Origin of the sequence: Leptothermofonsia sp. ETS-13 (assembly GCF_049200465.1) — a bacterium.
Taxonomy (GTDB): Bacteria; Cyanobacteriota; Cyanobacteriia; order Leptolyngbyales; family Leptolyngbyaceae; genus Leptothermofonsia.
This window is the reverse complement of the sequence record NZ_CP120836.1, coordinates 336,141-358,006: the sequence shown is the minus strand read 5'-3', so window position 1 is coordinate 358,006 and position 21,866 is coordinate 336,141. Positions and strand designations below refer to the sequence as shown.

The window sequence follows — 21,866 nt, the reverse complement described above, 5'->3', positions numbered from 1 at the left end:
GGGGCACAGCCCCCACACCCCCTTTTCACGGTTAATAGCAATTTGATTGTTAAATGCGACAAATCAAGGATTTGAGAAGCCAGAAGCCAGGAGCCAGATTTATTCTGACTCCTGACTCCTGGCTCCCGGCTTCTTCCACTTTCAGAGTGCTTCTATTACTTCTGCTTGCCTTCATTGTTCTGCGGCTGGTGTTCTGGTTCAATACCTTTCCCAATCCAGATGAGGCTTATTACTGGCTGTGGGGACAACATCCAGGATGGTCTTACTATGACCACCCACCCTTGCAGGCCTGGATTCAGGGGCTGTTTACAGCCGGGTTTGGACGGTCAAATTTTGTTCTGCGATTGCCTAACCTGGTCAGTAATGCCGTCTTTTTTTACACGTATTACCGCATTACTCGCTATTTGTATGGGCAGAATGCTCACTACCATTTCTGGGTTTTAGTGCTGCTGGTGCTGGCTTCGCCGCTGTACTTTCTATTCCTGGCTCTGGCCTGGCATGACCACCTGTTAATTACTTTTTCGTTGATCTCGGCCTATCTGTTCATCCGGTTTTTAGATGGATATCTGGCAGATGGCAGGGGGGAAAGTTGGCGGTTATACGCTGCGGCAGGGGCGATCGCTCTGGCTGGACTGTGCAAGTACAGTGCCATTTTTGTGGGACTGGGTTTTGTGGCTGCGATGGTAGCAGATCGGCGATTACGTCCACTGTGGTACGATCGCCGAGTTTGGATAGCAGGGGCGATCGCGGCGATAGCTTTGATTCCTATTTCGCTCTGGAACATCTCCAATGACTTTCAATCTTTCCGCTACTACGCCAACCGCAGCGTGAATACTGGAGATTTCAGTTTCAAGATCGGTCCATTTCTAAACTTTGTGCTGTTTTCGTTCTTGACTGTCTCTCCTGTAAACTGGCTGGGGTTTGTTCACGGGTTCAGAATGTTTTTCAAGTCAAGCAGCCACAGGAATGGGGAATGGGAAACGGGGAGTGGGAATGAAATTCATTGTAAGCAGATAGCTTCACCTGTGGTATCGAAATCGGTTTATCCCGTGATTGCCTTTTGGGTATTTATCGTTTCCACCATTACCCTGACTGCCATTTCGCTGGTATCTGCAGCCCTTTATTACTGGAATATCACGGCCTATCTGCTGCTCTTTCCCCTGGCTTCAAGTTTTTTCTTGAAGGGTCAGCAGTGGAAGGAACAAGCTACCAGGGTGCAAGGTACAAACAATGCTCCATCGGTTGCCGATTCCAGGTCGCATCTTGCACATAAGCGTCTATTTTGGGGCGGGCAGTTTTTTGGATTGTTATTTGCAGGGTTGCTCGTTATCCACTATAGTTTCTTGCCACTATCTGCCCTGGTTAGTAAGACTGAAGACCCGGACTCGCGCATGCTGTTTGGCTGGAATCAGGTAGCGGAAGCTGTCAAAGCAGAGGTGGCAAGTCTGGGAGACAATCCTTTTCTGGTTGCCACGGATTACCGAACCGCCTCCGCTCTGGCCTACCAACTAAATGACAAAAACGTGCTGGCTGTTTCAGACCGGGTTGATCAGTTCGACTTCTGGTACACGGATGATGCATCCTTTTCCTTTAAAGGCAAAAACGCTGTCATCCTTTCGGATAGCTGGCATCCCGTACAGTCCGAGTTGTTATCTCAGTTTGAGCGAGTGTCAGTTGCCACGGCTATTCCGGTGGTTCGTTTTGGAGTGTGGATTAAGAACTACTACGTAACGAACGGCTATGGGTTCAAGAAGATGGCGATGGAGGTTTACCTCCAGTATTACGGACATTAACAACCTTGCTTAACAGATCAAACCAGAACGGGGCACCCATGGCGATCGCAATACCCGTTACCAGCCAACCCATCAACCGCCGAAAAGACTCCATGGGTTTGGCAATAATGAGTTGGGCAACCACTGGAACATTGGTGGCTGCTTCGGGCCCCAGACAAGCCTGACGAAGGTCGGTACGCTCCTCGGCTCTGGTCTGTATTAGGGCTGAATCGCCGGTTTCTGGTGGAGAGCCTTTACCCAACTCGCATCTAAATTGGCGAATCAGATTGGGAGGGTCCCACCCAACTGGCAGCGTCAGATCACGAAGCGCAAGTTCAGCCTCATCCTTCAGTTGCTCAAGGCGCTCAGCGTTTAAGGCAGCGTTGTTGCCTAAAGGTACCTGAGTTGCCCGATCTGTCACAACTTTGCGGAGATTCTCATCACTCGAAAGCCGATCTGCAATGTAGAACGAATCGGCATTGGCAATGATTGCCAGCAGCATACCCAGGATAATCGCGACCCCCTTTGCATTTCGCTTATAAACCCCAGAGGCGCGGGACATGGAGCGATCGAACCAGATTGCAATTTCTTCCCGAAATTGATTGACGTAGTTGTCAGTGCGTTCTACTTTAGCATGGGCCCATCCTGCCAAGCTTTCGAGGGTTTCCCGGAGGGGTTTAGGAACTTTGCTCAAAAGTTGCTTGATTTCCTGATAGGTTTCGTAGTTTTCGTAGGTTTTCCGATCTTGATCGCTGAGTTCACCCAATTCAATCAATTTCGTGAGAGCCTGGCTGATATAAAGGCGGCGTTGCTCATTGTTGAGGTCTCGAATCGTAAGGGGCTTATCCAAACCCTGATTGTATTCTTCTAGCAACGCTTGAAGCTGAGCATCCACTTTTTCCGCGATCTCCTCTGCTTTGGTTTTCAGCTGTTCATAGGCAGTGGCAATTTCTCGATGGGTTTTACTTGCCTGATTTACCATTTCGGCGACTTCGTAGGCATTGGGCTGGAGCCCACCCGACAAAATTGCCCGCTCATTATTTTCACCGAAGAGCCCCAGTTTAAAGAGCTTCAAGCGCCGAATAAAATATTCTTTGGTTTTTGGTTCAAGGTTAAATTCTTCCGGGGGGACATCTGCACACGCATCAATATAGCCATTAAGACTGTGACCCATCCGTTCAATGCAAGTCGTTAAGGCAGCCTGTCCAGTTTGATAATCTTTCAAGATATCGTCATAATCTTCAACCAGAATTCTGAACCTTTCATCAGAATTCAAATTCCGAATTCCAACCTTCTCTGCAATAACTCGAACTCCACCTTTCTCCCAATTGTCTATTAAAGAATCATCTTCAGGAATTTCTATAGTGCCATCTTCACGATTAGAAAACTTGCCTGTAACGCGATTAACAAACTTGCCTAACCGAACTTCAGTTAACTTGTCTGCCAAAATCGAAATTCCCAAACTGTCCATCAGCGAAGTGGCAAATGTTTCAGGGGGAATGTACGAAGGTCCTGTCGATTGATTTCTACCAAAAGCACCTTTACGGTTGCCCGGTATAAACCAGCGGGTGATGGCTCTCAAGCTCCGAGCAATCAACCCTTTGGCTTCCTGATTGACGGTCCTTAAAAGCGGATTATTGTAAAGGCGATCAACCAGATCTTTAACTTGCTCTTCTTCTTTGGTATCCGTACCACCTGCTAAAAGGACTTCAATTGAATCTTTTAAATGCCTGGCTCGCCATTGCAAAAGAGTGGTCAATAGTTCCTGAAGCTCAGATGCAAGCAAGCTCAGAATTAAGTAGATGAAAAGTAAACCGATCGCAATATCAAGAATGAACGGAAGGTTCATAGCCACTGCCCTGATACCAACAAGCTCCCAGTAAGCACCAGTACTATACAGGGTTGCTTCCACTCCGCTTTGACTCCTTAACCAAAATTAGCGAGGATCCTTAATTCCCTGGTGATAGCTGTGAAGTGTGAAGGGGAGTGAGAGTGAAAGGGTAGATGGATGGATGGGTGAATAGATAGGTAAGTTTTGAGTTCTGCTCAAGAGTGGTAGATTCCACGGAGTCTTTGCGATCTAAACCACGAATTTGTTGTGAGAACAATCAGCGGTAATTCGTTGCCCAGGTCGCTTAATTGAGCCCTATCAAATGATTTTTCTTTGTGTATGTCTTAGATTTTCTCTGCAAAATCACGTAAAGTAGAAGTGTTTTCTTTAAAGAACCCATGAAGAAAGAACCCATGAAGATCTGACCGTTCATCCTGACTCGTATGGTCTGTAGTTGAAGATAAAAACCACAATTGTGCCATTTTTGGGCATAGACCCTCGTTCAATGAAAGGTGCAGGCCATGTCAGGGATTTTGGAATTGCCAGGCCACTCTAAAAGCTGGAGTGACGCGGACTTCTACTCTTCTCATTGCTTGACAAAATTTTTCTCAAAAAGCTCTGGTTTAATGGAGTGCGCTGGATGGGGCAATGCAGTGCAAGAGTCATTTCGGAACCATGCCAGTGCAGCCTCATTGGATTCTTCCTTCCGTAAAGCCCGGTTCAACCGTCGCTCCTCCCAGCCATCGGTATCGCCTCAGCCGGGAATGCCTTCAAAAACCACCTTTGACACCCTTGTCACTCAGGCTGAACCAACTTTGGCGATCGATGCTGGCAACACCCTGGCCACCGCTCGTGATCTGGGTATTCTCAGCGGCTCCCAAACCATCTATGAATCTGTTGGTTCCACGGATCCAAATGACTACTTTCGTTTTAGTCTGAATCAGATCAATGGTTTCAGCCTTTCCCTCACTGACCTGACTACGGATGCAGATGTTCAACTCCTCGATAGTACTGGCAGCCTGATCGCCAGTTCCCTTACCAGTGGCACCAGTCCAGAAGTCATTACCCGTACACTGGCCGCAGGCACCTATTACATTCGGGTTTATCCCTACAGTGGCAGCACCAACTATACCCTGAACCTGTCGGCAAGTTTAGTCAGTCAGTCGGCGAACTACAGTACCCAATATGGGTATGGGTTGGTTGATGCAGCGGCTGCCGTTGCCTCCGCCCTGAGACAGCCACTTTTTCCTGCCGTTCCCAATTCAGGTGGCATTAATTGGGGTCTAGACCAGGTGAATGCTCCAGAGGTTTGGGCAAGGGGTTACACCGGCCAGGGAATCACTGTGGCTGTAGTCGATAGCGGTGTGGACTATACTCACCCAGACCTGAACGATAATATCTGGATTAATGTCCGCGAAATTGCCGGAAATGGAATTGATGATGACGGCAATGGCTATATTGATGATGTACTGGGGTGGGATTTTGTTGATAATGACAACACCCCGCTGGATCTGGATGGGCATGGTACCCATATTGCGGGGGCGATCGCCGCTGAAAACAACGGAATTGGCGTTACTGGAGTTGCCCACGGAGCCAGGATTATGCCAGTGCGGGTTCTGGATGCGGATGGATTTGGTACCTATCCCGGTATTGCAGCAGGTATTCGTTACGCCGCCAACAATGGCGCACGGGTGATTAACTTGAGTCTGGGAGGAGGGGGTTCCTCGGAGGAAGTGTCCGCCGCAATTCAATATGCCACCCAACTGGGTGCAGTTGTGGTGATATCGGCAGGTAATGAGGGCGCTAATCAGCCAACTTTCCCAGCAAACTTGACCAATCAGTGGGGAATTGCCGTCGGTGCTGTGGATATCAACAATCAAATCGCCAGGTTTTCTAACGATGCAGGAGCTGTTGTGGTGAACTATGTTGTGGCACCGGGCGTTCGTACCTACTCCACAACTCCCAATAACACTTATCAGTACTACAGCGGCACTTCAATGGCAGCACCCTATGTGGCTGGAACAGCAGCATTGATTCTGAGCGCAAACCCTACGCTGACTTCCGCTCAGGTGGTTAGCCTGCTAACCAGTACTGCAAATCCAGGTGGAATTACGGTTTAGCCTGAATTATTCACATTTTCCAACCAGGCTTGGCTAAAAATAAATGGTGGGATACAGATCGCTACTAAAACCTGGAAAATCGGTGTAATCGCGATCGCCGTCAATTGCAGGCTGAACCTCTTCAGTCACCATCTGTCTCCCTGCAAATGCAGGGGGGGAAGCAGAGTTTTTGGGAACAGCCATTTCACCAACGTCTATAGCCTGTGCTGTTTCTTCGTTCCAAGCTAGATGAATGTAGGCAAGGTCTTCCATAGTTCTTTGCTCCTTAGACTGCATAGCTATAGCCACCAGGCTTAGGACGGGGTGCAGGGATGGGAACCCCTGGCTGGGGACACAGCCCCCCTTAAAACCAATGTTTTAAGCAACCTGGCGACAACTATAACGCTCCGAAAGCAACAAGTGTCTTGATGCTTAACTCGGGCGGTATGAACCACTTATTCAACAGTCTGCTTACTAAATCCGGCAAACAGCATTTTCCGGGAGCTATAAGAACTTCGACGGTAGACAGTTGGAAAAGTGCCCCTTCTGGCTTCTGATAGCAATTTGATTTGAAAACAGTGCAAATCCGACCCCTCCTAACCTCCTCTTGGCAAGGGGGCATTGCTGAATCTGGGGATGAAAAAGGTGCTAGATGCTCGAAACTTCGTTTCAATTCATCCCACTCTTCAGCAACACTGGCAAGGGGACATGTCGCAAGCAGTGGGGTGATGTGCGAGGTGCATCATTTATAAATCGGGATGACTTCTCCCTTTGCCACTGCTCAAACTGGTTGCGCAATCTGATAGGGACTGGTTAGTTTATTCAGTTGTTGCACCAGCAGGCTAAGGAACAGGCCCACATCGGTCACAACGCCGACTGATTCAATAGAACCGCGATCGCTCAGTTTTGTCACCACGGCGGGATTAATATCTACGCAGACCATCTTCACTCCAGCAGGTGTCATGTTGCCGACCCCAATTGAGTGAAGCATGGAAGACAGCATCAAGATCAGATCGGCTCCTTGAATCAACCGGGCGTACTCTTCCTGGGCCTTGATCAAATCCATTTGAGTATCAGGCAAGGGACCGTCATCACGAATGGAGCCTGCCAGAGCAAACGGTACCCGATGGCGGACACATTCATAGAAGATACCGCTGGTTAAAACCCCCTGTTCCACCGCATTGGCGATACTGCCACAGCGACGGATGGTGTTAATCACCTTCAGGTGATGGCGATGGCCACCCCGGACTGAAACGCCCCGCTTCATATCGACCCCAAGGGAAGTGCCCAGAAGGGCCTGTTCGATGTCATGCACAGCGATCGCATTGCCGCCTAACAGAGCCTGCACATACCCCTCTCGAATTAGCTTTGACAGGTGTTCCCCCCCACCAGTGTGGATCACGACCGGACCTGCTGTGACAACTACTTTGCCACGCTGGTCGCGAATTTGGCGAAGTTCCCAGGCGATCTGCTCAACCACCAGTTCTACCCGGCGTTCGCTAGAAACACCTGCTCCCATAAAACTGAACTCCTGAGTGTTCCGCTGCTCACGGGATTCTGTCTTGCGAATAGTGCGGATGCCTTCGACCCCCACGACCACGCGATCGCCCGGCTTCAGGTCACGCAAGAGTTTGCACTGGGCCGTCATGGTTTCCTCATCCACGACAATCGCCGCGTCCATGCGCTGGTTTTGCACCCTGACCCAGGTACACTTCACCCGCACTTCAGTAGGGTAGATCGTTGTGACATAGAAATCATCTGGAGCAACTCCAGCCTGAGTGACGACTTCATAATTGATATCGCAAACTTCCTGAGGTGGTGGTAGTGCTCCTAAATCAATCAATTGGCTCATCAAAGTTTCCATCACATCGTGGGAAGGAGCTGTGACCTTCACCTCGGCCGAGGATGTACTCTGCCGCTGTTCACCCAGGTTAAAGCTCAGCACCTGGAAGCTGCCTCCCCCTTCTACAATCAGGTCGAGGGCCTGATTAATTAGTCCCGCATCCAGCAGGTGACCTTCCATCCGAATCACTCGGCTTTCAACGGCTGCTCCAGCATGGACTTCTTCCCGAATGGGCTCTGTCACCCGCAGTGTCAAACACTTAGCCGCCCCACCAGCTTTCATAAACTCAGTCAGGGGTGTTTCAATCAACTGGAAACCCACAGCACCGAGCTGTTGCTTCAACTCATCACTGGCCTTATTAAGAATGATGATGTGATCAATATTGACGGCATTGCAAGCAAAATTAACTGCATCCTCTTCCTTAATTGCAATTCGCTTCTCATTGGGCACCCGTAACTCAATTAACCGATTCGAGTAGGAGTCAAAGGCTCCAGGGTAGTAGAGCAGATAGCCATCACTCAATGGGCAGAAACAGGTATCCAGATGGTAAAACCGTTCATCCATTAACCGCAGAGACAGCACCTCAATGTCCAACCAACGGGCAATCATGGGGTGGGTTTCCAGTTCAGAACGAAAGCCATAACCTGCCCACAACCAGCGCCCTTCCCGATCAAACAGGGCATCTCCAGCCCCTTCAAAAGGCAAATCTTTTGGCAATTCGTAAACTCTGTAGCCCTGCTCTTCAAACCACTGCTTGAAGAAGGGTTCCTCTCCCTGACGTTCCTTGTGGTAGAAGCGGCTGAGAACCACATTGTTTCCCAAAACCAGACCTGCATTTGCCGTAAATACCATATCTGGAACGCCCGGCTGGGGCTTGACCAGATCAACGATCGCATGCTCCTTAATAATGTGAAATAGTTGATGCCATTGCTCAACGGCGCGATCGCGTGATGACTTATGAACATTCCCCTCCATCCAGGGGTTAATCACATAGTCCACGTCATAGTAATCGGGCGGACACATCAAGAAGCGAATGGTGGAAGACATAGAGAATGAACCCCAGTAGGTTGAGATGTAGACGCTGAATGCCTAAGAAGCCAATCGTTTATTGTATTACGAATACTTATCTACGTATTAGAGCCATCTTATATAAGTTATGGAGTCCTGACTTTCTCCGTCAGAGCTTCACAGGTCTGGTTTGGGTATATAAGTAGGTAGCCATAATTAATCATAGAGGGGGGAGTGGGGGCTGTGCCCAGGCAGGGGTTTCACCACCCTTGAAATTATCTTTTCTTTTAACACTTCGGATCTTTTCTTCACTTCATGACCGATTTGCTTTACCAATACCCGGTGCTTTACCCAGGCATTTTGCTTAAGCGTTACAAGCGTTTTTTTGCAGATGTGGAACTAACGACAGGGGTAGTTGTCACCGCTCACTGTCCCAATACAGGCCCAATGACTGGTGTTTGTACTCCTGGTAGCCGGGTTCAGGTTTCCCACAGCGACAACCCTACTCGCAAGCTTCAGTACACGCTGGAAATGATTGAAGTGCACGATAACGGGCCTACCTGGGTGGGAGTCAACACCAGTCTACCGAATCGAATTGTCAATCTTGCACTGACGCACAGAGTCATTCCCCGGTTGGAAGATTACACTACTATTCGTTGCGAAGTGCCCTATGGAACTGACCGCAAAAGTCGGATTGATTTTTTGCTGACAGGTGATTCGTGCAAGCCAATTTACATTGAGGTGAAAAACACAACCTGGGTACAGGGTGAGGTCGCTCTGTTTCCTGACACCGTAACCACCCGTGGACAAAAGCATTTGCGGGAATTGATGGCGTTATTATCAGAAGCTACGGCGGTGATGCTCTATTTCATCAATCGCGGAGATTGCCCCTATTTCGCACCGGGCGATCGCGCTGATCCCGTTTATGGGGAGTTATTTCGAGAGGCGATCGCCCTTGGGATCAAGGTCTTACCCTGCCGCTTTGAAGTTTCTCCCCAAGGCGTCCGCTATCTGGGACTAGCAGAACTCAAACTGTGAAGAAAGAGGAAAGAAGAAAGAAAACTGTAGAGGGGGTTGGCCTGCTAAACTTCTCTTGACACTCCTCACAAAAAAAGAAATTCAAGCGACACAACCTGGGTTAACATACACCGAGTAGCTTTGCTGAGTTGCCGACATCTAACCCTGGTTAGATGTTTCTATTGGGATTTTCCAAAAGTATCCGGACTTCTGAAGCAATAGCTGAAACAACAAAAAGTAATGTAACAAAAGTTGATCAGTATCTCATAGCTGCTCGTGTATAGCATCAAACAGTCCCCCCTGAAACTCTTTGATAAGCAGTTAAGGAGTGATGCAATGGCCCAATGGTCAAGCTTTTCGCTAAGACGCAGTCTGGCTTTTACAGGATGTCTTTTCCTGGCAACCGGAATCAGTCTGTTTCCGGTTGGGACCGAACAAGCTGGAGTTAGGGCCCTGGAAGCAAATTCTAGTGTGGCAGTAGGGGGAACGTGGCGAGGAGCCTCTTTCCCGGTCGAAAATTTCCAGGGCTATACTTCCCCCTTTGGCTATCGGCGTTCTCCAGATGGTTCCTCTAATCAGGAATTTCACCGTGGGCTGGATATGGCGGCTCCTCAAGGTAGCTACATTCGCAACTGGTGGACCGGAAAAATTGTTGAGGTCTCTGATAACACAGCCTGTGGAACGTCTGTTGTGATCAAATCAGGCGCGTGGGAGCACATCTACTGTCACATGGAAGGGTATGTGGAAACAAAGGACGGCAAGAAATATCTGAGCGATCGCAGCGGCGGAGTGCAACTGGCCGAAGGGCAAATCATTCCTGCGGGTGCCCGCATTGGGCGCGTCGGCATGACCGGGCGTACTACGGGGCCCCACTTGCACTGGGGGTTAAAGTACTCTGGACAGTATGTTGATCCTGCCCTGGTATTAAGGGCAATGTATGCAGAGCAGGTAAAGTATAGTTTGGTACCAAACGGCGCGCAGTAACATTCCCCAAAAATGAATGGAAGCAAGAGTGCGGCGGCATCGAGTGTCCCATGCCAACCATTTTCATTACTCCCTATCTGGAAAGCCAATGCTGCCGCGGATACTATTTCTGCATGGTTTCTTGGGTAGTGGTAGGGATTTTAATGGAGCGATCGCCCACCTGACTGACCAGTTTTGCTGTATCACGATAGATTTGCCCGGTCATGGTCAAACCAGGGTGGAAGGTGGAGATGAGCAATACACAATGGCAAACACGGCCAGGGCTTTAATCCACTGGTTAGACGAGCTCCGCATTCCTCGCTGTTTTTTGGCGGGCTATTCGATGGGTGGGCGATTAGCTCTATACCTGGCGCTTCATTTCCCGCAATGGTTTCCTACAGTAGTGCTGGAGTCCGCTTCTCCTGGACTGAAGACGGAGCAAGAACGACAGGAGCGATTGCAGCGAGATCGCCAGCTGGCAGACCAACTTGAAATCGATTTCTCCTCTTTTTTAATTCACTGGTATCAACAACCACTGTTTTACTCATTGCAGCAGCATCCAGAGTTTGAGCAAATGATGCAACGGCGATCTCAAAATCGCTCCTCCGAAATTGCCAAATCTCTCCGTTACTTGAGTACTGGACGACAGCCCTCCCTCTGGAATTTATTGGCAACCCATCGCCAGCCGTTGCTATTGCTGGTGGGAGGGCGCGATCGCAAATTTTGCCAGATTAATCAAGAAATGGCTGAATGCTGCCCTGCTGCTCGCTTAGAGATTGTTCCCGAATGCGGACATCCAATTCATCTGGAACAACCTACCATATTTGCTAACTGGGTGCGGACTGCATGCACAATGGATTTAGATCAGGTTGTCTCTGCCAGGAAAAACCCCTCAATTTGGTAGTAAGAGGCACAGAGAATGGTATGAAAAAAGTACAGAAATCCTCTAGCTGCCAAACTTCAGGAGGACCTGGGCTTTGCTTCCCGCTTCTACCGCGCCCTGGCAATGGTTCTCGCGTACCACCGTCAATCAGCTTAGTTTGGGTACAGGCCCCTCCAGCACCCCAACCCAACCTCAAGACGACAACCACCTGGCGCTGGCACAAACCCGCTTAGACAGCCTCCTTTAGCGGCTAAAAGGCGGGTAGCCTCTAAGGTAATTGAAATGATGGAATGCGGAGCCTTTACTGGATTACGCGATAGTGCAAAAATACCTCTTGTTCAAAAGCTTTTGCTTCCAGCAGTTCCAGTCGAGGTGCATTGGTTTGTAGAAAGCCTGCACCTTCTACAGGTGTAGGAGCGTCGGTTCCACCCAGAATCAGGGGACAAACAGTCAGCCAGAGCTCATTTACCAGTCCCTCTGCCAGTAGCGATGCGACCAGTTCTCCCCCACCCAAAATTGCCAGGTGTTCCATGCCGAGCTGTTTGAATTGTTGAAATGCACGCCACCAGTCGATCTCACCTGCTGTTGTTTCGGCAACCACAACTCGCTCAAAGGCGGTTTCTGCTTGCCAGCGATCGCTCCCGGCCTCAGTCGTTAACAACCAGCGTGGAACAGGTTGACGAAAAAATGGGGATTGCCAATCAATTTCTCCGGATTGGGAACAGAGAATTTGTATCGGTTGTGGTGACTTTCCCTGTTCCTGTCGCTGGTGCAGTAACCCTGACTGCATCACTCTCATGGTAGTGCCATAGGCTCTTAAAGTTCCTGCCCCAAATAAAACGCCATCTACCTGAGCCACCTGTTGCTCCAGATGGGTTTTGTCATTCAACGAACCAAATCGTGCCGCAGAACGACTGACATCAGCAATCTTGCCATCTGCACTCATGGCTAAAACGACCGTTGTGAATGGACAACTTTCTAAACGTTTTTTTCATGCAGATTCATTACTTAAATGACGAGTGCCTGGAATATTCGGGACAACGTTAGTAATAATTATTATGAATAGTGTTTATTTCGTTATGAATAGTGTTTATTTCGGCATTTCATGGACGAGTCATCGGTGGGATAAGATTAGTAGTCGCACGCCAGGATGACACACTGGTTAGCCAGGAACGGATTGGGCACAGGGGCGGATCGATCTGGCTCAGGATAGTTGCTATTGGAGTTTTCAACTCAGTTTAGAGAGTTCCTATGGCCAAGCCGCGTCAGTCTTCCTTTCGTCGTGTTCTCTTTACCCGAATTCTGCTGCTGAGCATTCCTGTATTGATTGCTGGAGAATATGTCGCATATCGCAAAGCGCGTTCCGGGCTTTTGGAGACCGCTCGCCAGAACCTGACAGAAAGTGCCGTTCGCAAAGGAGAAACCATTCGAGATTTAACGGAGGCGCTGCGATCAAACCTGGTCACTGCCAGTGAAGCACTTTCAAACCAACTGGATCAACCCCAGGAAACTCAAGAATTTGTTCATCGGATGGCTCGGTGGTTACCTAAGGGCGTGCAGTGTGTTCAGTTAACCAATATGCAAACCGGCCAGCTTGAAGCCAGTACCTGTGGTCAGCAATTCATTACTCAAGGGCTGGATAGCCTCTGGCCCAATCAGAATCAAGTAATTCTGGATCCGCAATCGAGTGTGCGAATTTCGCCAGTCAATCCAGAAACTCTGGCAAAACTTGCAACTCCCCTGCGCCAGCTTGATCTGGTACTGAATGCACCCCTGTATGACTCGTTTGGGCAACTTCGCTATGCCCTGAGTGCTCAGGTAGCCCTGCACCGACAGGAAATTAGCCAACCGGGATCACTTTCGGGTTATACTGTAATTCTTGATCAGGATGGAACCATTCTTGCCCACCCCAGAGAGGATCGCATTGGGCGCAGTATTAATCAGGAAGAAGATGGACCTGTACTCCAGCAGATTCTGACTAATGCGATCGCCGGAGAGCAGAATTTTGAGCATCTCTTTTCCTTTGAACCCAATGGAGAAGAATGGCTGGTCGGCTACAGCCCAGTACAGATCCCAATGAGTGCGAAAGAAAAACGCACCTGGATAGTGCTGTCCGTTGCCCCACTCAACAATGCCCTCTACAGCCTGGAAGAAGTAAAGCAGGTGTTGGTCATCCTCACCCTGGGGCTGGTTGCAGCTAACCTGCTAGCCACCATCTACATTTCCCGCGACCTGGCACGCCCCCTTGAAAAACTGGGAGACTATGCCCTCCATATTTACCAGCGTCATCCCTCCGATCTCGCTCCGAAAAATTTCAAAATTCGCGAACTCAACCAACTTGCCACCGCCCTCGATAGCATGGTGCAACGGTTGGAAGATCGTGCTGAAGAATTGGAAACTGCATGGCAGGAAGCACAGGCAGCTAATCAACTCAAGAGTGAGTTTCTGGCAACCACCTCCCATGAATTAAGAACCCCCCTCAATGCCATTATTGGTTGCCTGCGTCTGGTAAAAGATGGCTCCTGCGATAGTCGAGACGAGGAGTTGGAGTTTCTCCAGCGAGCGGATGATGCTTCCATTCATCTCTTGAAGATCATCGATGACCTGCTCAACATCGCCAAAATTGAGGCAGGCAAGATGGAACTCAACCTTCAGCCAGTCTCTATTCAAGCATTGTGTGAGCAGTGCCTGAAAATGGTGCAACCCGGTGCCGAGAAAAAACATCTTTCTCTTTCAATGGAAATCGACCCTCATCTCGATCAGGTGCCCCTGGATGAGCGGCGCGTTCGCCAGATGGTGATTAATCTTTTATCCAATGCCGTAAAATTTACACCTGAAAAGGGACACGTTCAACTAAAGGGGCGGATCGACTATGGTTACCGGTTGGAACAAGACATGCGCCCTGACCACAGTCCGGTCACTCCCAGCACTCCCTACCTCTGCCTAGAAGTAAACGATTCGGGAATCGGCATTCCCAAAGAGCGGTGGCATCTGCTTTTCCGTCCCTTTCAGCAGGTGGACTCCTCTCTTACCCGCAAACACGAAGGAACAGGACTGGGGTTAGCGCTAACAAAACGCCTTGCTGAACTTCATGGCGGCACCATTTCCTTTCAATCAATCCCCGGCAAGGGAAGTACCTTCCGGATCTGGCTACCTGTTGGAAGAAATTGAGCCTTTCAACTTCACACCACTCTATTTCAATCCGTAAATCGGTGTTGCTGAATTTGGCTATGAAATAGGTGCTGTATGCTCGAAACTTCGTTTCGATTCATACTGCTTTTCAGCAATGCCCGTAAATCTTCAGTAAAGATACGGTTGTTCGGCCCATTATTGCCGGATGGAATCATTCTAAATGGGAATAGTATCAGTACTACTACGGGCAAAATACCGGAAGTGAGCCCCCGACGTTGAGAGGAACTATGAGCACAAATATACTTCCAATGGCGATCGCTGGCGCAGCTCTGCTTACCCTTACCACTACAGGAACGGCTCAAGCGGTCACCTTCTTCACCAATCGCACAGCCTGGGAATCCGCTGTTGGACGTTTCACAACCGAAACCTTTGATGCACCAGTAGCCAATGCCCCGGTGATTACATTTGCGAATGGAGTTACCAGCACCGGATCGGGGGGCTCCATCCTCAATGAGATAGGAGGGGGAACTTACCTGGGGCGGGTAGATACGAGTGGTAACTTCCCTGACCACTTCAGAGAGATTCGATGGGTATTCCCAAAGCCAGTGTTCGGGTTTGCTGCCGATTGGATTGATACTACAACGGGTAGTGGCTTAACAGTTTCTGGAAACTTTGATGGCTCTGGTGTTCAGACTATTTCATTTCGCGATCGCCTCGGCGATCCTGGCACTGGTTTCCTAGGGATCGTGGGAATCGCTTCTTTTTCAGAACTGGTGTTTCGAGAAGAAGTTGCGGTCTTTGGAGACATCGGTGACGAATTCTTTCAAGTCGATAATCTTTCAACAACAGTCGTGCCTACCCCCGCTCTGCTACCAGGATTGATCGGACTGGGACTGGGAATATGGCGTAAGCGAAAACCGGAAGCAATGACTGATTAGAAAATAAAAGCCCCGGAAGCATTGCCGGGGCCCTCAGTTTAAGAGTGGAGTTAGATTATCTGGAATTCAGTATTCCCTTGAGCTTGTAATATCCATCACCGTGATGCTCAATTTCCTCTACCCGATACCGAACAATTTCACCGTCATTAGGCAAAATTAAATGGTCGTCGGGCTGAATTTTGCTACTGTAACCCCAAATTGAGCCTCTTCCAATTTCCCCGAAAGCCTCAAAGGTGTAGTTTTGCCCACTCTTGTAGTGGCTCAGGTTATGAACAACCGTAACCGGAGCTTGTTGAAACAAACCAGATTTCGCCAACAGCCTTGTCAGAGTCTTTAGCCGCTTCATTCGTTGCGGATTGAAGTCCGTTAAATCCAGCTGCGAGTTCATAGGGAAGCTGTTTCCAAATCGGTCAAACGCTACAAGCGACAATTTTGCATTTCTATAGCTGTCGCTAGGTTGATTGGGACATTGATCTTAAAAGGGGGCGGGGCTTACCCCCAGCCAGGAGTTCTACCCTTGCACCCCGTTTTAGACTTAGTGGTTATAGTTATTTCTCACACTCCAAATAAGATCGCTGTATAAAATTTATGAACATTAGCATTTATGGACATTAGAGTATAGTTTTGGTAGGGCTCGTTTCACCCGAATGGACGATATTTCAACTGTCTACTAAGGTATTCTCGCCTACATCAGATATATCCTGTGGAGGTAAGGTGTGGGATGGGGGGTGTGGAACAGTTGTTAGAGAGGGGTGAGGGGTTACTCTCCCACTCATCCACTTCTTTCAGTTCCTGGCCTCTTTCTTCTTTCCTCTTTCTCCCCCCGCCCCTAGTCCTTAATCCCCTTTCTCCATTGACTAAATGGATTCTTTGCTAGGTTGGCGTTGTAGTAGCGAGGATCACCAGAAACCTCTTTGCCTATCCAATCGGGTAGAGTAATTGTCTGGTTTTCGTTGGTCAACTCAACCTCTGCCAGCAACAGTCCCTTATTTTCCCCTTCAAATTCATCAATTTCCCAAATAACCCCATCCACTTCAATCCGATAACGTGTTTTCTCAATCAAGGGAGGCTCGCACAGGCTGTGCAACATTTCCAGGGCATCTTGGATGGGAATGGGGTATTCATACTCTGAGCGGCTGAACCCAACAGAGGGCCCTTTGATGGTCAAATAACCTTGATTGCCAACCACCCGGACTCTCACCGTTTTCGGCCCTGTGACGATGTAGCCTTGGCAGTAACGGCTCCCGGTTGCCAGAGAACGCCAACGATCGCCCTTAACCAAAAACTTTCGCTCAATTTCGATTGGCATACAGGATGGACCTAACTCATTAGGATTTGGCTACTGGGATACAAAACCTTAGCCCGGTTGCTGCTGGAGATACAGAAAAGCTTCCACTTCAGCAGCAGTTGGTTGGGCGGCGATCGCGCCCGGCCGGGTTGCGGTCAGGGCACCCATGGCACTGGCATACATCACCACCTCATGGGCAACTTTGGGATCGCGGAGGCTCTGAATCCCACGCCGACAGAACTGATGCAAAATTCCTGCAACGAAACTATCACCAGCACCCGTTGTGTCTTCTACTTCAACGGTAAAGGCTGGAAGCTTACCTTCATTTTCACCCAGGTAGTAAGAACAGCCCTTTTCTCCACGGGTAACCAGCACCCCCTCAAGGCTACCAGCCCGATGGGCAATCACACATGGATCGGTTGTCTCAAATAGCCATTCGGCTTCCTCTTCAGACAGCTTGAGAAAGTCTGTGTGGTTGATCAGGTCATGGATCACGGCTGGAGCGATCGCCGGATCTTTCCAGAACACTGGTCGCCAGTTTACATCCAGCAGAATCTTGAGGTAGTACTGGTCTGCCAGTTCCAATGCTCGTTGGATAGCAGCCCGGCTATCGGGGTAAGCCATTTCCAGGGTGCCCAATACTAAAAATTCAGCCGACTCAAACAGGGAAACGGGCAGCTTACTCGCTTGCAAATGGGTGTCGGCAAAGATGGAAGTGTCATACTGACCAAATCCTGCGAAGGCGCGATCGCCCGCCTCGGAACGCACTACATAAACGACCCGTGTCGGGGCTGTAGGGTGGCGCTGAACCCCAGTTCCATCTACCCCAATATCCTGCAACAGCTCTACCAGCGAGTTTCCCAATTCATCCTCCCCCACACAGCCAATAAACCCGGTAGCTGTGCCTAACTTTGCCAGACCACAGGCAACATTGGCAGGTGCGCCTCCTGGGTAGGGAGTCCAGGATTTTACCTGTTCCAGCGGCAGCCCTGGTTGGTCTGCCAGAAAATCATACAGAATTTCACCAAGACAAAGTACACGAGATTTGCTCACAACCGTCTACATTCCTTCACAGTCTTATAGCAGGTTATCAGATAGCTCCTGCGGCGGCATTGAGTGCCTCCAACTCTCCATTAAACTCCATGATTGATCCGCAAATCCCCTCAGAAGGTTGGCAGGGGTTGCACCAAAAATCCTAAGAACTACCATGTAAGAGAATCCTTTCTGTCGAGTTAAATCAGGACATTGTTGCCTGGAGATTTATCCAATGTCCCTAGATTTGACCACAAACGACTTGCTCTTACTTGAAAAATACCGTCTGGAGCGGTTACGTTCCTTCTTTGGGAATACGCTCAATTTGTGTTTTCTGCATTTAGATAAAAATAATACTCTTGCAATTCATTGTTCCGAGCCCTGGGTGGTCGATCAGGTATTGAACGAGATCAACCATCTCCGCTGGTATGCATGGATAGTGGTTGGGGCGCGACGGCTATCTATACGGCTATCTATATATTTCGCTGAAGAATAAATTTATAATATAAAACGGTTACTCGCAAACCTATCAATTCATTGAGGGCAAAATTGCGGTAAATCGAGTCCAGCCATTCTCGCTTTCAACCTGGATGGTTCCTCCGAGTTGAGTGACAAGTCGCTGTACCAGTGCCAGCCCAAGCCCGGTGCCGCCCTGCTTCCAGGGGTCTGCATTGGGGACCCGGTAAAACTTTTCGAAGATACGAGGCAATTCTGTGACGGGAATCTCTGCCTCATTACTGATGGAAAACAAAATTTGAGGAACGGTGTCAAAGGACATTTCGCTGTGCTTAACCTCTACTAACAATTTGCCACCGGGTGGGGTGTATTTGCAGGCATTATTCAGAAGTTCTGCTAGAATCCGCTCCAGTGCAGCCCTGTCTGTGACGAAGCTGGATAAATTGTTGGCTAGTTGAGTGTTGAGTATTTGCTGGCGTTCGTTAGCACGTGAGTAAAAGGGTGCCAGGATAGAGAGTAAAAACTCTTTCAAATCAATCGTTTGCAAAGAAACAGGATAGGATGAGGCTTCCAATCGCTGGAGATCCAATAAGTCGTTGATCAGTTCAATTTCCCGAATGCATTCAGACTGTAAAATTTCGAGGTAGCGATCGCGTTTGTCTGAAGTATTGACGTTCTTGAGCATGTGAATCGCCATTTTCATGTTAGACATGGGCGTGCGCAGCTCATGGGAAACCGTGCTCAGAAAATCATCTTTAAGTCGGTTTAGTTCTTCCAGGGTAGCTACCTGGGCCTGAGCGGTTTGGAACAGACGGGCCTGGCGAATGGCGATCGCACACTGATTGGCAACCTGCTGCACCATGCGAATTTCTAAATCGCTAAATATTTCCTCAGAAGGCTTAAACAGCCACAAATTACCCAGTACATTCTGATTATCCACAATCGGGCAGGCTAGAACAACACAAGGTGCCCGAAATTGGCGTACTGAACTTTCACCTATGCGACAAAACTGTAAATACTGGCCTTGCAACAATGGGTCGTAAATTTCAGAAAATTCAGCCATCTGAAATACTGAACCAATAGCAGAGGCTAGCACATCAGAGCGAATGCACTCATAGCGTATAGTGACTGTACGCTGGTCGAGGTCGTATAGGGCAGCATTACAGCCTCTAATGTCCAGAACAAATGCCAGTTCTTGCACAGCCGTTTGCAGGATCTGGTCTTCGTCCAGGCTATCGCGTACCGAGTCTGTAATCCGTTTCAGCATGGCTTCAAATTGAAGCGCCTGCTGGAGTTGAGCAGTTCGTTCCTGAACCAGACCCTCTAGCTCGGTGTTGAGTTGTTGCACCTGGCGGTAAAGTTCGGATTGTTGAATGGCGATCGCCACCTGGGTGGCCAGTTGCTCTAGCAGACTGATTTCAATCGGTTCCCAACGCCGTGCTTTAGAGCATTGGTGAACACCCAAAATGCCCCAAAGCCGATTGCTGTGTAAAATGGGCACAACCAATAACGCTTTAATTTGGGCCCCATCCAGGTAAGTTCGACAGGCTGAGGAGACTTGTTCTGTGTCATCAATCACCAGATTTTTGCCCTGCCGATAATCATCCTGACACTGCTTGAACCAGTCCTCTGTCAGGTTAAACCCCATCAGAGAATGCCAACCAGCTTCAACGGACTCTGCCGTAGCCAGCCCGTTTCCTTCCGAGTCGATGCGAAAGATGACAACCCGTTCTGCCCGTAAGCATTGCCGCACTTCAGACACCGCCGTGTTGAGAATGTCTTCCAGATTCAGTGAGTTACGAACGCGCTGGGCAATTACCCCGATCAGTCGCTCCCGCTCTGCCTGTTGCCGGAGTACCTCCTCTGCCTGTTTCCGCTCGGTAATGTCTTTTGTGAAACAGTGGTACCCAATCAGGCGATCGTGCCAATCACAGGCCGTAACCATGACCACCTCCATGTGAAAGGTGGAACCGTCCTTCCGTAACCCCCTCACCTCAACTTCGGATTTGCCCTCAATCAACATTTCCTGCCGGGCTTCTTTCAAGAGGGCTACATCATCAGGGTGAACAGTTTGTTGCAGGGACATGCCAATCATCTCTTCCTGCTGATAGCCCAGGGACATAGCGTAAGCGCGGTTCAACGCAATATAATGTCCGCCAATATCCAATCGGGCAATCCCTTCTACTGCATTGCCCAGAGCCGTACTCATCTCTAACAGTTCAGCCTGAGCTTCCCGGCGATCAGTAACGTCTAGTAAGAAGATGGATAGTCCATCCGCCGAGGGAAAAACCCGAACTTCAAACCAGGTTTTGAGCGGGGGATAGAATTCTTCAAAAGTGACGGGAACCTGCTCCTCTAAAGCCCGATGATATTCTCGGTCGAAAGTGGAACCAGCCGCTTCTGGAAAGGCTTCCCACAGGGTTTGTCCCAGCAACTCTGCGGGCGATCGCTGGAACATCTGAGCAGCCCGCTGGTTAAGGTAAGTAAACCGCCATTGATTATCCAGCGACATAAAGGCGTCGGTAATACTTTCGAGAATATTAACAATCTGACGATTGGCGGTGCGTAGTGCTTCTTCCGCCTGTTTACGCTTAGTAATGTCGTGGCAGTTAATCACAACCCCATGAATTGCCACATCTTCTAAAAGGCTTGTTGCGACTGCTTCAAAGAAGCACCAGGAGCCATTTTTGTGCCGCACTTGATACTCAATCACAGGCTGACTGACTCCTGGATGCCGAATTGCACGTTGCAGAACGTGAAGGATAGAGTTGACATCTGTCGGATGTACAAACTCAACTGCAGAATGTCCCACCACTTCCGCTGGGGTGTAACCTAAAATCTTTTCAGTCGAAGGGCTGCAATAACGGAAAATGCCCTTTTCATCCAGGATGGCGATAATATCAGTAGCATTCTCAATCAGAGAACGAAATCGCTGCTCACTCTCCTGCAAAGCTTTTTCTGCCCACTGATGGTTAACGCTCTCCTGCCGAAACTGCTCATTGGTGTTGAGTAAATCTGAGGTGCGTTCAAGGATGAGTTTACAAAGAGAGGTTTGCTGGCTATTCGGCTCTGTAATGACCACGCTATCAACTTGAGCTCCAAACAGTGATTGGCAGAGCGCACCCAGTTCTAATGGCTGACGCTCCGCCTCAGCCATTAAAAGAATTTCCCACATTTGTTTGAAGGCTGCATCACTGTGACAGCACTCGCGCAAGCTTTTGAGATATTCAGGTCTCATAGCTTTGGTCTAACGTGGATAACTGCAACTACTCTATCCGTCTCACTGGTCGTGAATCAGAGGAATATAGGACATAACTTACCAAGGTTTCCAGGTCTGATTGACTCAAATATGAAGACGAGCAAATAAACGATTCCTAGAAATTGGGTTACGAATCTTCCCAAACTGTTTTTCCGACACTGTACTTAATGCAATTCTGTTTAATTTTTTGGGTTAATGATGGTTATGAGTAGCCCAAGCCTGTTCCAAAGTCGAGTTCAAATTTGGCTTCTCCGCCATTTCGCTCAACTTAAGATGAATGAATCTCGGAAAACCACTTGGATTAGGAAGCGTTGCTGAATTTGGTTATGAAATAGGTACAGTATG

At 49.0% G+C, this 21,866-nt stretch carries 16 protein-coding genes and 1 pseudogene; 9 read left to right on the top strand and 8 right to left on the bottom strand.

Annotation, left to right across the window (positions count from 1 at the left end; all coding sequences use genetic code 11):
• The first annotated feature begins 53 nt into the window (after positions 1 to 53).
• Positions 54 to 1,793, top strand: coding sequence for an ArnT family glycosyltransferase (locus tag P4D80_RS01760; protein ID WP_421657138.1), 1,740 nt, complete (start codon positions 54 to 56; stop codon positions 1,791 to 1,793).
• Here P4D80_RS01760 and P4D80_RS01755 read toward each other — a convergent pair.
• Positions 1,747 to 3,621: a hypothetical protein gene (locus P4D80_RS01755; RefSeq protein ID WP_421657137.1), complete on the bottom strand. Its 1,875-nt coding sequence runs from the start codon at positions 3,619 to 3,621 to the stop codon at positions 1,747 to 1,749. The genes P4D80_RS01760 and P4D80_RS01755 overlap by 47 nt on opposite strands.
• 635 nt (positions 3,622 to 4,256) lie before the next feature.
• On the opposite strand from P4D80_RS01755, the gene P4D80_RS01750 reads away from it, so the two are divergent.
• Entirely contained in the window at positions 4,257 to 5,723 is a 1,467-nt protein-coding gene (locus P4D80_RS01750; RefSeq protein WP_421657136.1) for a S8 family serine peptidase, read from the top strand.
• Between the two features lie 33 nt (positions 5,724 to 5,756).
• On the opposite strand, the gene P4D80_RS01745 is transcribed toward P4D80_RS01750, so the two are convergent.
• Both P4D80_RS01745 and P4D80_RS01740 read right to left on the bottom strand, forming a co-directional pair.
• A complete protein-coding gene (locus tag P4D80_RS01745) occupies positions 5,757 to 5,975 on the bottom strand; it encodes a hypothetical protein (protein WP_421657135.1) in 219 nt (72 codons plus the stop codon).
• A 508-nt stretch (positions 5,976 to 6,483) separates the two neighbouring features.
• Complete coding sequence (locus P4D80_RS01740) at positions 6,484 to 8,592, bottom strand: TIGR00300 family protein (RefSeq protein WP_421657134.1); 2,109 nt, start codon at positions 8,590 to 8,592, stop codon at positions 6,484 to 6,486.
• Between the two features lie 276 nt (positions 8,593 to 8,868).
• Between P4D80_RS01740 and sfsA the strand changes: the two genes are divergently transcribed.
• The 4 genes from sfsA (at position 8,869) to P4D80_RS01720 (ending at position 11,663) form a co-directional block, all read left to right on the top strand.
• A complete protein-coding gene (gene sfsA / locus P4D80_RS01735) occupies positions 8,869 to 9,591 on the top strand; it encodes a DNA/RNA nuclease SfsA (RefSeq protein ID WP_421657133.1) in 723 nt (240 codons plus the stop codon).
• Positions 9,592 to 9,906: 315 nt separating this feature from the next.
• Positions 9,907 to 10,554 (top strand): M23 family metallopeptidase, encoded by a 648-nt coding sequence (locus P4D80_RS01730; RefSeq protein WP_421657132.1) that lies wholly within the window; start codon positions 9,907 to 9,909, stop codon positions 10,552 to 10,554.
• Positions 10,555 to 10,570: 16 nt separating this feature from the next.
• A complete protein-coding gene (gene menH / locus P4D80_RS01725; protein ID WP_421657131.1) occupies positions 10,571 to 11,437 on the top strand; it encodes a 2-succinyl-6-hydroxy-2,4-cyclohexadiene-1-carboxylate synthase in 867 nt (288 codons plus the stop codon).
• Between the two features lie 73 nt (positions 11,438 to 11,510).
• Positions 11,511 to 11,663 (top strand): hypothetical protein, encoded by a 153-nt coding sequence (locus P4D80_RS01720; protein WP_421657130.1) that lies wholly within the window; start codon positions 11,511 to 11,513, stop codon positions 11,661 to 11,663.
• A gap of 54 nt (positions 11,664 to 11,717) precedes the next feature.
• On the opposite strand, the pseudogene P4D80_RS01715 reads toward P4D80_RS01720, so the two are convergent.
• Positions 11,718 to 12,374: pseudogene (locus P4D80_RS01715) on the bottom strand (RibD family protein); the annotation flags it as partial.
• Positions 12,375 to 12,667: 293 nt separating this feature from the next.
• On the opposite strand from P4D80_RS01715, the gene P4D80_RS01710 reads away from it, so the two are divergent.
• Positions 12,668 to 14,587, top strand: coding sequence for an ATP-binding protein (locus tag P4D80_RS01710; protein ID WP_421657129.1), 1,920 nt, complete (start codon positions 12,668 to 12,670; stop codon positions 14,585 to 14,587).
• A 248-nt stretch (positions 14,588 to 14,835) separates the two neighbouring features.
• On the top strand, positions 14,836 to 15,486 hold the full coding sequence (locus P4D80_RS01705; RefSeq protein ID WP_421657128.1) for a PTPA-CTERM sorting domain-containing protein: 651 nt from the start codon (positions 14,836 to 14,838) through the stop codon (positions 15,484 to 15,486).
• 55 nt (positions 15,487 to 15,541) lie between these two features.
• Here P4D80_RS01705 and P4D80_RS01700 read toward each other — a convergent pair whose 3' ends face one another.
• The 3 genes from P4D80_RS01700 to P4D80_RS01690 all read right to left on the bottom strand — a co-directional run bounded on the left by P4D80_RS01700 (position 15,542) and on the right by P4D80_RS01690 (position 17,827).
• A complete protein-coding gene (locus P4D80_RS01700) occupies positions 15,542 to 15,874 on the bottom strand; it encodes a hypothetical protein (protein ID WP_421657127.1) in 333 nt (110 codons plus the stop codon).
• Between the two features lie 441 nt (positions 15,875 to 16,315).
• Positions 16,316 to 16,795: a CYTH domain-containing protein gene (locus P4D80_RS01695; protein WP_421657126.1), complete on the bottom strand. Its 480-nt coding sequence runs from the start codon at positions 16,793 to 16,795 to the stop codon at positions 16,316 to 16,318.
• Positions 16,796 to 16,843: 48 nt separating this feature from the next.
• On the bottom strand, positions 16,844 to 17,827 hold the full coding sequence (locus P4D80_RS01690; RefSeq protein WP_421657125.1) for a carbohydrate kinase family protein: 984 nt from the start codon (positions 17,825 to 17,827) through the stop codon (positions 16,844 to 16,846).
• Positions 17,828 to 18,041: 214 nt separating this feature from the next.
• On the opposite strand from P4D80_RS01690, the gene P4D80_RS01685 reads away from it, so the two are divergent.
• Complete coding sequence (locus P4D80_RS01685) at positions 18,042 to 18,302, top strand: hypothetical protein (RefSeq protein WP_421657124.1); 261 nt, start codon at positions 18,042 to 18,044, stop codon at positions 18,300 to 18,302.
• A 33-nt stretch (positions 18,303 to 18,335) separates the two neighbouring features.
• On the opposite strand, the gene P4D80_RS01680 is transcribed toward P4D80_RS01685, so the two are convergent.
• Positions 18,336 to 21,500 carry a PAS domain S-box protein gene (locus P4D80_RS01680; RefSeq protein WP_421657123.1) on the bottom strand — a complete coding sequence of 1,055 codons (3,165 nt, stop codon included), beginning with the start codon at positions 21,498 to 21,500 and terminating at the stop codon, positions 18,336 to 18,338.
• Between the last annotated feature and the right edge of the window lie 366 nt (positions 21,501 to 21,866).

Coding starts and splice junctions, on each gene's coding strand:
- P4D80_RS01740 (WP_421657134.1), bottom strand. CDS start 8,592: ATGTCTTCCACCATTCGCTTCTTGATGTGTCCGCCCGATTACTATGAC.
- P4D80_RS01745 (WP_421657135.1), bottom strand. CDS start 5,975: ATGGAAGACCTTGCCTACATTCATCTAGCTTGGAACGAAGAAACAGCA.
- P4D80_RS01730 (WP_421657132.1), top strand. CDS start 9,907: ATGGCCCAATGGTCAAGCTTTTCGCTAAGACGCAGTCTGGCTTTTACA.
- sfsA (WP_421657133.1), top strand. CDS start 8,869: ATGACCGATTTGCTTTACCAATACCCGGTGCTTTACCCAGGCATTTTG.
- menH (WP_421657131.1), top strand. CDS start 10,571: ATGGAAGCAAGAGTGCGGCGGCATCGAGTGTCCCATGCCAACCATTTT.
- P4D80_RS01760 (WP_421657138.1), top strand. CDS start 54: ATGCGACAAATCAAGGATTTGAGAAGCCAGAAGCCAGGAGCCAGATTT.
- P4D80_RS01685 (WP_421657124.1), top strand. CDS start 18,042: ATGTCCCTAGATTTGACCACAAACGACTTGCTCTTACTTGAAAAATAC.
- P4D80_RS01695 (WP_421657126.1), bottom strand. CDS start 16,795: ATGCCAATCGAAATTGAGCGAAAGTTTTTGGTTAAGGGCGATCGTTGG.
- P4D80_RS01710 (WP_421657129.1), top strand. CDS start 12,668: ATGGCCAAGCCGCGTCAGTCTTCCTTTCGTCGTGTTCTCTTTACCCGA.
- P4D80_RS01680 (WP_421657123.1), bottom strand. CDS start 21,500: ATGAGACCTGAATATCTCAAAAGCTTGCGCGAGTGCTGTCACAGTGAT.
- P4D80_RS01755 (WP_421657137.1), bottom strand. CDS start 3,621: ATGAACCTTCCGTTCATTCTTGATATTGCGATCGGTTTACTTTTCATC.
- P4D80_RS01705 (WP_421657128.1), top strand. CDS start 14,836: ATGAGCACAAATATACTTCCAATGGCGATCGCTGGCGCAGCTCTGCTT.
- P4D80_RS01700 (WP_421657127.1), bottom strand. CDS start 15,874: ATGAACTCGCAGCTGGATTTAACGGACTTCAATCCGCAACGAATGAAG.